This window comes from Paenibacillus hemerocallicola (assembly GCF_006265175.1).
GTDB classification, from domain to species: Bacteria; Bacillota; Bacilli; order Paenibacillales; family NBRC-103111; genus Paenibacillus_AB; species Paenibacillus_AB hemerocallicola.
Genome location: NZ_VDCQ01000033.1, coordinates 53,678 through 67,805, shown reverse-complemented (window position 1 = coordinate 67,805; position 14,128 = coordinate 53,678). Strand labels below are relative to the sequence as shown.

Here is a 14,128-nt window from a genome sequence, read left to right as displayed (position 1 = left end):
GTCGATCAGCCCTTGTTTTCATTTTCTTGTTGGTATGCGACAATAATTTTTTGGACGAGCGAGTGCCGGACGACATCCTGCTCGGCGAAATGAACGATGCCGATTTCCGTAATCGGCTTTAATATGCGCTCCGCTTCGACGAGCCCGGAGCGGGTGCCGCGCGGGAGATCGATTTGCGTTTTGTCCCCGGTAATGACCATTTTCGAGCCGAAGCCTAGACGGGTCAAAAACATTTTCATCTGCTCCGGGGTCGTATTTTGCGCTTCATCCAGTATGATGAACGAATCGTCCAGCGTACGGCCGCGCATATAGGCAAGCGGCGCGATTTCGATCAATCCGCGCTCCAGCGATTTGGCCACCTGCTCCGGTCCGAGCACATCGTTAAGTGCATCATACAACGGACGCAAATAGGGGTCAACTTTTTCCTGCAGGTCGCCGGGCAAGAAGCCGAGGCTTTCTCCGGCCTCTACGGCCGGGCGGGTCAGTACGATCCGCTTTACTTTGCCTTCCTTCAGGGCGACGACGGCCAAGACGACGGCCAAATACGTTTTCCCCGTACCGGCCGGACCGATGCCGAGCACGATATCTTTTTTGCGAATCGTGGAGATGTAATGACGCTGTCCGATCGTCTTGGCCCGAATCGGCTTGCCGCGGTACGTCGAGGCGATTTCGCCCTTGTACAGGTCGAGCAGCTGGTCGGCCTTCATTTCCTTGGCCAGCTCCATGGCGTATAAAATGTCCCGCTCGGTCAGCGGATATTGGTTGCGGACGAGCTGCAGGAGCACGTCGAACAGCTGCTCCAGCCATTGGAGCTCGGCATCCGTCCCATGGATCGACAGCTCCGCTTCTCTCGTATTGATTTTCGCTTCGGTCGCGCTTTCGATCAAATGCAAAAATTTATCTTGCGGCCCGAATAGCGCCAAGCCTTCCGCTACGTTGTTCAAGCTGATTTTCAACTGGTTCGTTTTGTTCAAAAAAGCCTCAGTCCCTTTGTCGTCTTAGTCGGTTGCTTCGGTCGTTCGCCGGTGAATGCTAGTTGTTATGGGATGATCGGCTGCTCGACGGCGATAGGTTGTTCGATTTCGAAAAGTACTTTCATATAAACTTTACCATTGTCCGACTTTTCATGCAAAATAATCTTTTCGCCGCGCCATACCGCATCGGGGCCGGCCGCCGCCACAAGCTCCGCTCTCGCCTGCTCCAGCGCGATCTTTTTCGCTTCTTCGGGATCGAGAGGAATTTCCTCCATGCGCGACTCGAGCTGCTTCTCGCTCAGCCAGCCGAAGGGAAGCGACCATTTCCGCCAGTGAACGGTTTGCAGCCTGGACACGGTCTCGTACTGGACGAAAGGCGTCTCCCCGTATCCGGCCACTTGGAGTCCCCGGCTTCCGATCACGAGGAAAGAACGCGACTTCGTTTCGCCCGTATATACTTTCTGCCTTAGAATCAACGGAATTTCCACGGTGGCTTCCTCCCATACGATGCCGCGGACTTTCCCTTGGGCTACGACTGTCTGACGGTTCGCCTCGTCCCCGATGTAGCCCGAAATCAATATATCGCCTTTGCTGACGTTCGCGTTGGGCTTTACGAGGGGTTTGCCCTTCTCCGCCAAAATTTGCGTTACGAGCGCGTTTTTGGACGCGACGAGATGCCGCGGGTTCATCAATTGCCTGTCATCGGGCCGGGCGGACTCCACGATCTTGATCAGAATACGCGTTCCTTGGACGTCCACGCCTATCCAGGCCGAGCCGGGCAGTTTATTTTGGAGCTCCCGGGACAGCATGTCCGAATCTTGCATGCGGAATTTCCATTGGAAGCGATATATGCCCTGTTCCCGTGCCGCCTGCAGCACGTCGCTTCTGGCAATTTTCTCGTTGCCTTCCACGTCGATTTGCCAAACGAGCATGGAAAGCATGTAAATCGCGGCGAAAAAACAAACGATGCCGGCAATAAACATTTTACGGCGTCCGAGCTTGTCCAGCACGAACGGGAAACCGTACCTTCCCCGCACGCGAAGCTTGGAGCCCGTCTCTCTCAAAAGCGGGCGCAGCTTGAAAAAATCGCGGATGAGGATATGAAGCTCCACCGCTTCATCGTGGGAGCGTCGGATGTCCCAGACGACAAACCGGCCCGTAATGAGCGCATTCAACAGCTTTTCCATATTTCGGCCGCGCAGCTCGATGCGGACGAAGCCGCGCAGCCGGTTGAAGATCGTCGTTTTCACGGTGGAGCCTCCTTTAATAAGCCATTCGGCTCAAGCATCATTCCTATTTGTCGGAATAGCGGATATCCGAAATAACCCCTTCGATAAATACTTCTTCCGGCAAAATGGCGCGAATGACCAGTTCCTTGCCGTGAATTTCCAGCTTCCCCTGCGACAAGCCGAGCTTGAGCGTATCGCTCGAGAAATGGAGCACGCCGCGATGGTTTTCGATATAAAGCTGGCGGTTGCCGATCATCGTGAAGCGAGGAAGATCCAGCACGACGTCCTGAGGGAGATCGAGCAGTTTGGCCGTTAATTTGCTCAAGCGCCGGTTCCATTGCCGCATGTTCTGCTTTTCCTCCTTGCCGAAATAACCGTAGCTTTTACCACCATATGCGGGAAAAGGGCAAAAAAGACCCGCCTGGCGCGACTGGCGCAGGCGGGTCTTTTCAATCGGAGTTTCACTTCGGCTTGAATCGCAATATGACGTCGTCGTTCGCCTTCGGATCGCCGCGGCCGTCCCTATTGTTCGTCAACAAATAAAGGGAGCCGTCTGGACCTTCCGTCACATTGCGGATTCGGCCGTACTCATTTTTCCACAGCGGTTCGATTTTCTCGACCTTAGTTTCCTGTTGTCCGGATAAAGTCAGCTTCAATACTTGGGTGCCGCGCAAGTTGGCTACTAGAAGCTGCCCGTTCCACGGCCCTCTTGTAACGAAAGTCATGCCGGACGGCGCCCAGGTCGTATTGTCTCCGGAATGGATGAGCGGCTTCCGCAGCACGGTACCGGACGGCACGGCCTGCTTCGGTTCGGTCTGATCGCCCTCGATCAGGGGCCAGCCGTAGTTGGCCCCTTTCTCGATTACGTTGATTTCGTCCTTCGACGACTGTCCGTGCTCCGAGCTGAACAGTTTGCCTGTGCCCGGCTGCCACGCGAGCCCTTGCGGATTGCGGTGCCCCGAGCTGTAAACCGGCGATTTCGGATCCGGATTATCGTTCGGTATCGTGCCGTCAGGGCGGATACGCAATATTTTTCCGGCCAGGCTGTTCGGATTTTGCGATTGTTCCCGTATTTGGGCATCTCCGACCGTCACGTACAGCATACCGTCCGGTCCGAACCGGATTCGTCCGCCGTCGTGGGTTTGCTGTCCCGGCAGATCGGCAATGAGAACACGATCCAGCTTGGCTTTGTTGCCTTCGACAACAAGGCGGAGAACCCGATTTTTCATGGAGCCCTTTTCTTCGTATGTATGGTACGTATACATATATTTGTTTTTGGAGAAATCGGGGTCCAGCGCAAGACCGAGCAAGCCGCTCTCCCCGCGGCTTACGACGGGGGCGTCCGTGAAGGCGAAGATCGGCTCCGCGAGCAGCTTGCCCGATTCGATGACCCGGATCGCTCCGGGCCGTTCGGTAAAAAATAGACGGCCGTCCGATGCGAACGCAATATCCCACGGCACGTTAAGCCGTTCCGCCACCACTTCGGGGGCGGCATATGGGATCGAGTCTGTCGCCTCGGATTGCGCCGGGGCGCTCGGTGCGGATGGTTTCGGTTCGCACGCGGCAATAGCGAAAACGACGGCCGCAGCAACGATGCTCCCTGTAATCGCTCCGAAAAGGTTCATATCCGCTTCCTCCCTACCGGTTTCTTGGCCTATACGGCTTCTTGGAGCGTGGCGCTCCCATAATTTCCGCCCAGATCATACCCCGGATCGCATCGTTCTCGTATACGATCATTTCCCGATCGTTAGTATCTGCCGCCGAACCGACCGTCGTTGCTTTCACAGCGGAAGTATCGGGGGCGGGGGGCGTATATCGGTCGGCCTGAACGGAAGCCTTCTCGGTACGCGGCTCGCCCGGATGGTAGGCATTTCCCTCGTCTCCCCGCCGCTCTTCCGCTTCGCGCGAAGAGCTTTGCGACGTTTGCCGGCGATTCCGCGGAACGCCGCCACCGAACGGGGGCATCATCGGATTCGGCTTTCCTCCCTGGGTGTTTCCCGGCCCGCCTCCTTTTGCCTGACGCCTCTTGGCCAAAAAAGTGAGCACGAACCCTCCGATGACGATGAACAGACCCACATTGCGCATCAAAAATTCGAAGATTTCATTCATGCCGATCCCTCCAGTAGCCGCTCACATCCGGCTTTCTCATTCGGAATCCTTGTCATTTTTGTCCGGCTGCCCCATCTTCCCGAACGTGGAGCGCATCTGCGTATCCGCATCGATGTTGCGCATATTCATATAATCCATTACCCCGAGCTTGCCCTCGCGAAGCGCTTCGGACATCGCAAGCGGCACCTGCGACTCGGATTCGACCACTCTCGCCCGCATCTCGACTACGCGCGCTTTCATTTCCTGTTCCTGCGCTACGGCCATCGCGCGGCGCTCCTCCGCCTTCGCCTGGGCGATCCGCTTGTCCGCCTCCGCCTGCTCCGTCTGCAAATGGGCCCCGATATTTTTGCCGATATCGACATCGGCTATATCGATCGATAAAATTTGAAACGCCGTTCCGGCATCAAGCCCTTTGCCGAGTACCGTACGGGAAATCATGTCCGGATTTTCCAATACTTGCTTATGCGTATCGCTGGAGCCGACCGATGTAACGATTCCTTCCCCGATCCGGGCGATAACCGTTTCCTCTCCCGCACCCCCTACCAGCCTGTCGATGTCCGCGCGCACCGTAACTCTCGCACGAACCTTCACTTCAATGCCGTCCTTCGCCACCGCCGATACCATCGGCGTTTCGATCACCTTCGGATTTACGCTCATCTGTACCGCCTGCAGTACGTCTCTCCCGGCCAAATCGATAGCGGCGGCCCTCTCGAACGATAAAGGAATTTGGGCTCTTTGAGCGGCAATCAGAGCGTTGACAACACGGTCTACGTTTCCGCCCGCCAAGTAATGGCTCTCCAACTGGTTGACCGTAATCGGCAAACCGGCTTTATGCGCTTTGATCAGCGGATTGACGATCCGGCTCGGAATAACGCGGCGCAGCCGCATCGCGACAAGCGTAAAGATGCCGACCCGGATTCCGGAGGCGAGCGCGGAAATCCACAGCATAACCGGCACAAAGCTGAAAAATACGGATAATACGATAATCGCGAGCGCCGCGATCAGCAAAACGAAAATAAGCGAAGACTCCATCATGGGTCATTCCTCCTTTGATTTGGCTTGCGTTACTGCCGGCATGTCACTTAAATCCGTTTGACGATAACCCGATTTCCTTCCACTTTCACGACTTTTACGGGACAGTTGGCCTCGATGAAATCGCCTTCCGTCACGACGTCGATCTTCTCATCCCAAAATTCGGCCGTACCCGCGGGCCGCAGCGGCGTCACCGCCGTACCGACGGCGCCGAACAAATGCTCCTTCGAATCGTGCGACACGTATCCGCTCTCGTCGTTCAGCGAGTCACGCAGTATAAACTTGTTCCAAACGCCTCTGCGTTTGAATACTTTGGCGACGACCGCTACGACGATCACGGCCAGTACGAACGAAATACCTAGCGATATGAGAGCGTTCTCCGTATCGAATGCAGCCATCACGACACCGCTAATAATGGCTGCAATACCAAGTATGCCCAATATTCCGAAGCTTGGAACGAACATCTCGGCAATGAGCAGAACGATCCCCGCTACGAATAGTACGACATCCTCTACCCCCGCGAATCCGGCAATGTAATGTCCGAAAAAGTACAGGCCGAAGCCGATCACGCCCAATATGCCGGGCAAGCCGAAGCCGGGTACAAGCAGCTCGATCGCGACGCCGGCGATCCCGACGATAAGCAAGACGGTCATAATGACCGGGTCGACGAGAAAACGCGCCAATTTCTCCGCGAAGGACGGCTCGAAATGGATAATCGTGGCGCCTTTCAGCCCGATAAAGGCAATCATCTCGTCCAATGTCGAAGCGATTTTTTCGGCATAACCGACTTTAATCGCTTCCTCGGCCGTCAGAGATACGATTTCGCCCGGTCCCGATTTCCTCCCGATTTGCGGCATATCGACGACCGCATTTTTGTCTACCATCCCTTCGGCGATGTCGGGGTTGCGCCCCCGCAGCTCGGCTGCGGACCGCATCTCGCTCGACCAATGCGACACGACCTTGGCGCTCTCCACTTCATCGCCGGAACTATCGACAACCGAAGCCGAGCCTATCGTGCTTCCGGGCTCCATCACGATTTTGCCGGCATTGAGCGCAATATAGCTGCCGGCGGAGACGGCTCGTCCATGAACGAAAGCGGTTGTCGGTACCGGACTGTTGCGGATCAGCTTCCCGATTATTTCCGCGGAATCCAGCCTGCCGCCAAGCGTATCGACGTCCAGCACGATTGCGGCCGCATCCGCTTGTTCCGCATCGGCGAAAGCGCGTTCCAAGAAGCTGTACAACCCGCTCTCGACCGTCTGATGAACCGGAATGACGTACACCAGCTTTCCCGGCGATACCGTTTCGGCGCCTGCCTTCGGACTTGTCGTAGAAGCCGCCTGTACGCCGATACCGAGCAGCACGCCTCCCGCCAGCACAAGCGCCAGCATGCCGAACGCGATCAGCTTGAGGCGCAGCATATGCCTTGAACCTCCGTTATGCATGGCTCCTCCTTTACAGCGGCTCCGGGCCTAACGGATACCGCCGTCCTTGTTGTATAAGTTCATATGTTGTTCTACGTAGAGAAGGTACGAATGTTTCAAAACAAAAAAACACCCCTTTGGGAGTGTTGTTTTTGCGACCATATGAGACTTGCTCGTCCGATACTCAAGAAAGAAGCTGCTGCACGAGTTGGTTGACCAGCCTGCCATCGGCGCGGCCCTTTACCTTCGGCATCAACGCGCTCATCAATTTGCCTATTTCCGCTTTGGAAGATGCACCGGTTTCTTGGATGGTCTGCTGTACGATAGCATGAATTTCTTCCTCGGTTAATTGCTGCGGCATGTATACGGCAATGACTTCTATTTCTTTCCTGACCGATTCGGCAAGATCGTCCCGATCAGCTTTTTCAAATTCCTGGAGGGAGTCTTTGCGTTGTTTGATCTCACGATTCAGAATATCCAGCACTTCGTTGTCGTCCAGCGTCTTCTTTTGATCTATCTCAACGTTTTTAATCGCCGATCGAATCATTCGGATGACGGAGAGTTTGAACTTGTCCTGATTCTTCATCGCTTGCTTCATATCATCGTTCAACCGTTCGCTTAAGCTCATGAAAACAAAATCCTCCTAGAACTTTCTCTTCCGAGCAGCCTCCGACTTCTTCTTGCGCTTAACGCTAGGCTTCTCATAGTGTTTGCGCTTTTTGACCTCCGCCAAGACGCCGTCTTTGGCGATGGAACGCTTGAAGCGACGAAGTGCAGCATCAATGGTTTCATTTTTGCGAACTCGAGTTTCGGACACTAGTTTTCCCTCCCTCCGAACAGACCGTCCAAGACGAAAACACGGTTTATCAAACTACATTATAAATGAAACAGAAAGGGGGTGTCAACCTGCCCTAGAGTGCCCGGTTGTTCGACCGCTTATCCCTTGACGTTCAAGCCTCCCAGCTTCTCGCCGCCAATCACGTGAACGTGGATATGGTATACGACCTGTCCGCCGTCCGATCCGACGTTGTTGATCAACCGGTATCCGCCGTCGGCGATGCCAAGCTCGTTCGCCACCTTCTTCGCGGTCAACAGCACCTCTCCGAGAAGCTCCTTGTCTTCCTCTTCCGCTTCATTCATGGAAGCGATATGCTTCTTCGGGATCACGAGCACATGCGAGGGGGCAAGGGGCTGAATATCGTGAAAAGCCAATACGTTGTCGTTTTCGAACACTTTTTTGGACGGGATTTCCCCTTTGACGATTTTGCAAAAAATGCAATCCATCGGCGATGCTCCTTGTCAGTTTTTAGAATAGACGGATGATGACTTGGGACAGAAATTCCATCTCGAGCCGTTCGGTCATAAAATCGACAATCAGCTTTTGCTGTTGCTGCTGGGTCTCCTCGTCATCAGGCGTGATTTGCAGCTTTTCTTCGGATGCGATGAGTTGGTCGCGCAGCCAGACAAGCTCCTCCTGTTGCCCCTGAATCGTTTTTACGACTTGCTCGATTTCTTCCGTTTCCAGGACAAATTCGGCCAAATAATTGTAGCTGCCGGAGAAGATGGATTCGTTCTTGTAGAACTCCTCCTCCGGATATTGGCTGCTTACGTATTGCTGCAAGGCCAGCCCGATGAAATGAGCGGTTACTTCCGGCTTGCAGTTCAATTTCAGGTAACGCAAAAACCCTTGGGGGGAATTGGCTTCGGGATTGCTCAAATCCGGCTCGTCCCCGTACAGATCCTTATAAATCCAGCTTAAAATTTTGATCTCCGTGCCGGTATAAATCCGGTGAACGACGATTTCGTGAAAATCGTCCTTCAGCCCCTCGATGCTTTCTATCGAGTCGCAATAATGAACCAGTTGGTTGTACAGCAAATTTTTGTAATTAAGCAGATCGTGAAAGTCTTTTTCTTGCTTCACTTGGTCCAGCATTTTGAAGAGACTGTGGTTTAAAATATCAACGTTCGCTATATCCGCGAAGACGGGGTTTCCGATCAAATGTTCGTCATTCTCCATAAAAAATGCGACCACGGCTCCAAGGTCTTGCAAACCACTATACTTAACGATTGACATGAGAAGTGGGAACTCCCTCCGATGAATTAATAGACTGCTTCTATGATAACAGAAAAACAGTTGCGGCGCATAATGTTCCTTACTTCCAGCCGATCGGGATTACGATCCGGAAATCATGCCGTTCAACCGAGCACCCTCAACTCCTTGCTAACAACGTCGTTCACGGATTCGCAGCCGTCCTCCGTCACGATGACGATATCCTCGATTCGCACCCCGAACTTGCCCGGCAAATAAACGCCCGGTTCGATGCTGAATACCATCCCCGGCTCGATCGCGAGTCCGTTGCCGTCCTGGACAGCAGGTTCCTCGTGCACGTCGATGCCGATACCGTGTCCCGTCCGGTGCGTGAAATATGGACCGTACCCGCCCTCCTCGATAACTCCACGGACAATGCGGTCTATATCCGAAAAAGCGGCTCCCGGACGGACCGCGCGAATGCCTTCCAAGTGCGCCTTCTTGACGAGCTCGTAAACGGTCCGCTGCTCCTCGGAAGGCTCTCCCACGCTGAACGTACGGGTCATATCGGAGCAGTAATGGTCCAGTTTCCCACCCGTGTCGATAATGATCAAATCTCCCTTTCGCACGACCGCATCCCCCGGAGTATGGTGCGGGTTCGCTCCATTCGGTCCGGTTGCCACGGTCGGAGCAAACGACAGCTCGCGGATCCCTTCCCGCTTCCACAGCTGTTGAAGCTCTTCCAGCAGCTCCGCTTCGCTCCGACCTTCGCGAATGAGCGGAACAAATGATTGCATCACCCGATTGAGCGCGGACGCCGATTCCCGGAGCAGGTCCAATTCGTCTCGGTCTTTCACCCTGCGAAGCTTTCCGAGCAAATCGGCGCCGCCCGTCCACGATACGTCGGTCCGGTATTTCATTAGCCCGAGCAGATGCCCGCTAGGCCACGCTTCATCCACGCCAACGGCTCCCGACTCGGGGAGCGCATCTCCCAGCAGCTTGGCGGCATCGTCCCCATCGCGCCAATAAACGATCGGCAGCCCCACCGGATCAAGCTCCCCGCGATGCAGATCGGGAGCGACCAGCAGCACCGCCCCGTTCCGCCTAACCGCCAATGCAAGCAGTCTCTCATGCGCCTCTATCCAAACGCCGGTGAAATAAAACAAGTTTGCCGCCGATGCGACGATCACCGCCTCAACGTCCGTTTGCTCCAAAAGCCGTTGCAGCTTCGTGATCCGCTCCTTATACCGGTTTGCGCTCATCCTAATCCTCCTGTTCCTGTTAAGGACTTTCGCCAGACCAAAACTATTCGCTTGACCGAGAGGTCTTTCCTTCATTTTAAGCGATGTCGGATGGCAATTACACCTTTCATTTTTTAACGGCAACCCAAACGGTCCATCTATCCTTCTCGACAATGGGACCTTCCGGAACAATCGTACGCAGACGGGCGATCAATTCGTCTATTTCCCCGTCGGACAATTCGTGGAGAATCGAACGGCCTCGCCGTCTCTTCAGCTCCTCGGCAAGCTCATCGAACGTTTCATACGTTTTGCGGATTTCCCACAGCTTATCCTCCCGAGAAAACGCAAAACCGGCTTCCTCCACGGCGCGGATGACATCTTCCGCCGCATGTCTGCGTGCCGTCTCGATCGCCGCCAGATGAGGATACATTTCGAAAAAGGTTCCCCGGATATGCCCCGCGCCGCCCGGAAGCAGGCAATCTTCCGGCGTCCGGTCTTGTATCAGCAGCTTCCCTCCCTCTCGGATTACCCGGTACGCCTCGTCAAAGCAAGAGCGCAAATCGGTAAGATGATGGATGAGCGCCCGCTCGATCACCAGATCATAGTAGCCGCTTGCAAGAGAAGTCCCGTTTGCGTCGCCCGTCTCGAACCTGACATTACGATAACCGCTGCACGATTCTTGAGCCGCCTCGAGCATCTTTGCCGAGCTGTCTACTCCCACTACTTCCGCCGCATCCATTTCCGCAAGCTTCTTCGTATAGATCCCGCCGCCGCACCCGATGTCCGCGACACGACTCCCTCTGACCGTCGTAAAACGGTTAACCCTATTAGTCCAGCTGTCATGGACATTGCGGCTCGTATACGAATTTCGGTTTTGTTCGGAATGAAAATCGATTGGCATTCCCTTCACTCCCGCTCTTTTGGTTTCATCTAATAAAACCGAGTTTTGTTAGATGAATATAAGAACAGTATACAGTTCAAGACGGTTCTCTGTAAATCCACAATAACCCCTGTGAAAGCATGGCGTTGCATCGTTCGGAAGAGACGAATCAAGACTAAGGGCGAGATACCCGAAGTAAGAGTAACTCCTTTCGCTTTAGTGCAGTGAGGCAAATAATTATTCTCGTATGTAAAAAAAGAAGGGGCATCAGCCCCTCCTTCAACGATTTCATTGTGCAAATCAGCTTTGCCGCGGCGTCGTGTCGCCCAAATCAGGTTCGGCTTTAAATACGACTTCCGCAGATTCCGCGCCATGCAGCTCGAAAATGACGATCTCGTTGCCGCCTGGACGAAGGAGCGGAGCCGGAACGTACAAGCTTTTCTGCGGTCCGATGTTCCAATACCGTCCCAAATTGAAGCCGTTGATCCAGACGACCCCTTTCGTCCATCCGTCCAAATAAAGAAACGTATCCGCCGGCTGCTCGATTTGCAGCTCCGCCTTGTAAAAGCATGGCGTTTCCTGCGGGCAAAGCCCTTCAAACTTCAAATCCGATAAATGCTCGAGGGGCAGCGTGCGTATCGTCCAATCGAATAGAAACTGATACCCGAAACGGACTCCTTCCGTTATGCCCTTTCGATCCTTCATATAGGACCCATAATTGATTCTTCCCATATTCTCTACGAGAATTCCGAGCTTGACGCCTTCCTTCGGCACCTCGAAGCTTACCTTCGCTTCCGGGCTCCAACGCTCGATAACGCCGACATACCGTCCGTCCACAAATATGAGCGCCCTGTCCGCCACGTCTTGAATGTTCAGCTCGTGAGCAGGCCTCGGACCCGCAATGTGCGTTTCGTACCAAATAAACCCGTAGTTTTGACCGAGCTTCTCCATCGGCTCGGGACATACCGATTCGATCGTCTTCGATAAACCGTCGAAATTGGAAAACAAATTCGCCTGGCCGGTCATGCGAACGCGACCGTACGCTTGCTTGCGCGATGGCTCCGGCAGCCGGATATCCGGCACATCGGCGTACCGGGACAGCACTTCCCGGACGGCATAAAACTTGTCCGTAGGGTCCCCAGCCTCGGAGAGCAGCACATCGTAGTCATAGCTCGTGATCGTCGGCTGATAACGATTCGGAGCCGGGCAATTGGCGCCGTTGTAAAAACCGAAGTTCGTTCCGCCATGGAACATGTAAAAGTTAACCGATCCGTTGTCGCTCAGCATGTCTTCCAATACGCCAACTGCGTCGGCTGCGCCTCTAGTATGATGGTGCTCCCCCCAATGATCGAACCAGCCGTTCCAAAACTCCATGCACATCACCGGCCCGTCGGCCTGATACTCGCGCAGCTTCGCGAACGCCTCCCCGGCCCGCGAACCGAAGTTGACCGTTGCCAGCACTCCCGGCAGCGTGCCTCCCTGCAGCATCGCATCCGTCGGACCGTCCGAGGTAAACAGGAGCACATCGATGCCGCGGTCCGCCATCGCCTGCCGCAAAAAGGTCAAATACCGTTTATCGTTGCCGTAGCTGCCGTACTCGTTCTCGATCTGTACGGCGATAACCGGTCCCCCGTTCGTGGACAAGAGCGGCTTCAGCTTCGGCATAAGCACATCGTAATAGGCCTCGACCCGGTCCAGAAAAGGCTTGTGGAAGCAGCGAAGCCGCATATCCGAATCGGCCAGCAGCCAAGCGGGCAGTCCGCCGAACTCCCATTCCGCGCAAATGTACGGGCTGGGCCGCACGATCACGAACAAGCCGAGCTCGCCGGCGGTCCGGATGAATCGCTCGAGATCCGCCAATCCTTCGAAGCAAAAGGCGCCCGGCTTCGGCTCGTGCAAGTTCCAAGCCACATAAGTTTCAACCGTATTGAAGCCGCACGCTTTCAGCTTCAACAACCGGTCGCGCCAATATTCGGGCACTGTGCGGAAGTAGTGCATCGCGCCGGATACAATCCGGAACGGTTTATCCTGATAGTAAAATTGTCCTTCTCTTGTTTCCAGTAGCCGCATAGTTTGTTTCCCGACCTTTCTGTACGCAATTATCATTCCTCGACTCCATCATAATCAAGCGAACATTTCGGCACCATGCTCATAGCGTCCGTTTTTTTGACCATTTGCGCCGGATCGGCCTCCCGCTTATAATGAACGAAAGATTGGACAACTGTTACGGATGAGGCAACCATGGAGATCGAAGTATATTTCCCGAACATGACCAGCACGCTGCAAATAACCGGCTGCGGCTTTAACGTCAAGCCGCCGGGCTGGTCTTATCCGATACACCATCACCATCTGTTCGAGCTCGCGTACGGCTTCAGCGGCGAGGCGCGCCAGCACGTGAACGGAAATACGGTTTGCGTTCGCGAAGGAGACTGGCTCCTGGTCAAATCGGGGGTCAAGCATGGCACCGACAACCGGTCCGACTCTCCCTATTCGTTCTTCAATATCCATTTCGACGTCGACGACCCCGAGCTCCGCAAAAGGCTAAGCGCCTCCGACTACGGCCTGCTGCCGCGCGCCGACGCCGAAAAAACGCGCCTCCCGTCCTATATGAAGCATATCGAGCGTATTTTGACGGAAAGCCTGATGTCGTCTACATACGGCACAGCGAACCCGATTCCGCTGGATCGGATCGGCCCCGGACCGAAAATCGAACTGCAAGCATATGTTCTTCTTATCGTAAAGGAAATAGCCGACAGCGCCTCCATCCGAACATCTCTTGCAACCAACGCGTCGCTGCCGGTAATCTCCACGCTGGAGACCGACCTCGCCCATGCGGTGGAGGAGCGCCTTCAGCTTATGGCGCTGTCGCCCGCCGAGGAAACGATTGCGGGTATCGCCCGGCAGCTGCATATCAGCCGCAGCCAATGCACGAAGACGTTCACCAAAGTATACGGCGTCTCGCCACGCCGTTACGTCAGCCGCCTGATCGCGGGACGCGCCAAATTTATGCTTGTGACGACCAGCATGTCTATCGAAGACATCGCGCTCGAGCTCGGGTTTCGTTCGCTCAGTCATTTCTCCCGCCAATTCCGGCGCTGGACTGGCGTATCCCCTCTTCAATACCGCCCCAAACACGAATAAGCTTGATAATCCACAAACAATTAGACCGGTAGTCTATTTTCGGATAGACTACCGGTCTAATATGCGTTA

General features: G+C 54.7%; 15 protein-coding genes. 1 reads left to right on the top strand and 14 read right to left on the bottom strand.

Annotation, left to right across the window (positions count from 1 at the left end; genetic code table 11):
- Positions 1–5 precede the first annotated feature (5 nt).
- From FE784_RS21985 to FE784_RS21920, 14 genes are all read right to left on the bottom strand, one after another.
- Positions 6–974: a PhoH family protein gene (locus FE784_RS21985; protein WP_139604387.1), complete on the bottom strand. Its 969-nt coding sequence runs from the start codon at positions 972–974 to the stop codon at positions 6–8.
- Positions 975–1,039: 65 nt separating this feature from the next.
- Positions 1,040–2,224, bottom strand: coding sequence for a sporulation protein YqfD (gene yqfD, locus FE784_RS21980; RefSeq protein WP_139604386.1), 1,185 nt, complete (start codon positions 2,222–2,224; stop codon positions 1,040–1,042).
- 43 nt (positions 2,225–2,267) lie between these two features.
- A complete protein-coding gene (yqfC, locus tag FE784_RS21975; RefSeq protein WP_139604385.1) occupies positions 2,268–2,549 on the bottom strand; it encodes a sporulation protein YqfC in 282 nt (93 codons plus the stop codon).
- Between the two features lie 115 nt (positions 2,550–2,664).
- Positions 2,665–3,828 (bottom strand): PQQ-dependent sugar dehydrogenase, encoded by a 1,164-nt coding sequence (locus FE784_RS21970; RefSeq protein WP_139604384.1) that lies wholly within the window; start codon positions 3,826–3,828, stop codon positions 2,665–2,667.
- 13 nt (positions 3,829–3,841) lie between these two features.
- Positions 3,842–4,312, bottom strand: coding sequence for a hypothetical protein (locus tag FE784_RS21965; protein WP_139604383.1), 471 nt, complete (start codon positions 4,310–4,312; stop codon positions 3,842–3,844).
- 36 nt (positions 4,313–4,348) lie between these two features.
- On the bottom strand, positions 4,349–5,344 hold the full coding sequence (floA, locus tag FE784_RS21960) for a flotillin-like protein FloA (protein ID WP_139604414.1): 996 nt from the start codon (positions 5,342–5,344) through the stop codon (positions 4,349–4,351).
- A 50-nt stretch (positions 5,345–5,394) separates the two neighbouring features.
- Positions 5,395–6,765 carry an NfeD family protein gene (locus tag FE784_RS21955; protein WP_246132122.1) on the bottom strand — a complete coding sequence of 457 codons (1,371 nt, stop codon included), beginning with the start codon at positions 6,763–6,765 and terminating at the stop codon, positions 5,395–5,397.
- A 187-nt stretch (positions 6,766–6,952) separates the two neighbouring features.
- A complete protein-coding gene (locus FE784_RS21950) occupies positions 6,953–7,396 on the bottom strand; it encodes a GatB/YqeY domain-containing protein (RefSeq protein ID WP_139604381.1) in 444 nt (147 codons plus the stop codon).
- Between the two features lie 15 nt (positions 7,397–7,411).
- Positions 7,412–7,585 (bottom strand): 30S ribosomal protein S21, encoded by a 174-nt coding sequence (rpsU, locus tag FE784_RS21945; protein ID WP_010491812.1) that lies wholly within the window; start codon positions 7,583–7,585, stop codon positions 7,412–7,414.
- A 119-nt stretch (positions 7,586–7,704) separates the two neighbouring features.
- Positions 7,705–8,052 carry a histidine triad nucleotide-binding protein gene (locus FE784_RS21940; protein WP_139604380.1) on the bottom strand — a complete coding sequence of 116 codons (348 nt, stop codon included), beginning with the start codon at positions 8,050–8,052 and terminating at the stop codon, positions 7,705–7,707.
- A gap of 22 nt (positions 8,053–8,074) precedes the next feature.
- The gene (locus tag FE784_RS21935; protein ID WP_139604379.1) at positions 8,075–8,842 is read right to left on the bottom strand and encodes a hypothetical protein; all 768 of its coding nucleotides are present in this window, start codon (positions 8,840–8,842) and stop codon (positions 8,075–8,077) included.
- Positions 8,843–8,964: 122 nt separating this feature from the next.
- Positions 8,965–10,059, bottom strand: a complete 1,095-nt coding sequence (locus FE784_RS21930; RefSeq protein ID WP_176706419.1) for a M24 family metallopeptidase — start codon at positions 10,057–10,059, stop codon at positions 8,965–8,967.
- Positions 10,060–10,165: 106 nt separating this feature from the next.
- Positions 10,166–10,939: a class I SAM-dependent methyltransferase gene (locus FE784_RS21925; RefSeq protein WP_139604377.1), complete on the bottom strand. Its 774-nt coding sequence runs from the start codon at positions 10,937–10,939 to the stop codon at positions 10,166–10,168.
- Between the two features lie 279 nt (positions 10,940–11,218).
- Positions 11,219–12,988 (bottom strand): glycoside hydrolase family 35 protein, encoded by a 1,770-nt coding sequence (locus tag FE784_RS21920; protein ID WP_139604376.1) that lies wholly within the window; start codon positions 12,986–12,988, stop codon positions 11,219–11,221.
- A gap of 171 nt (positions 12,989–13,159) precedes the next feature.
- Between FE784_RS21920 and FE784_RS21915 the strand changes: the two genes are divergently transcribed.
- Positions 13,160–14,059 (top strand): helix-turn-helix domain-containing protein, encoded by a 900-nt coding sequence (locus FE784_RS21915; RefSeq protein WP_139604375.1) that lies wholly within the window; start codon positions 13,160–13,162, stop codon positions 14,057–14,059.
- Positions 14,060–14,128: the final 69 nt, after the last annotated feature.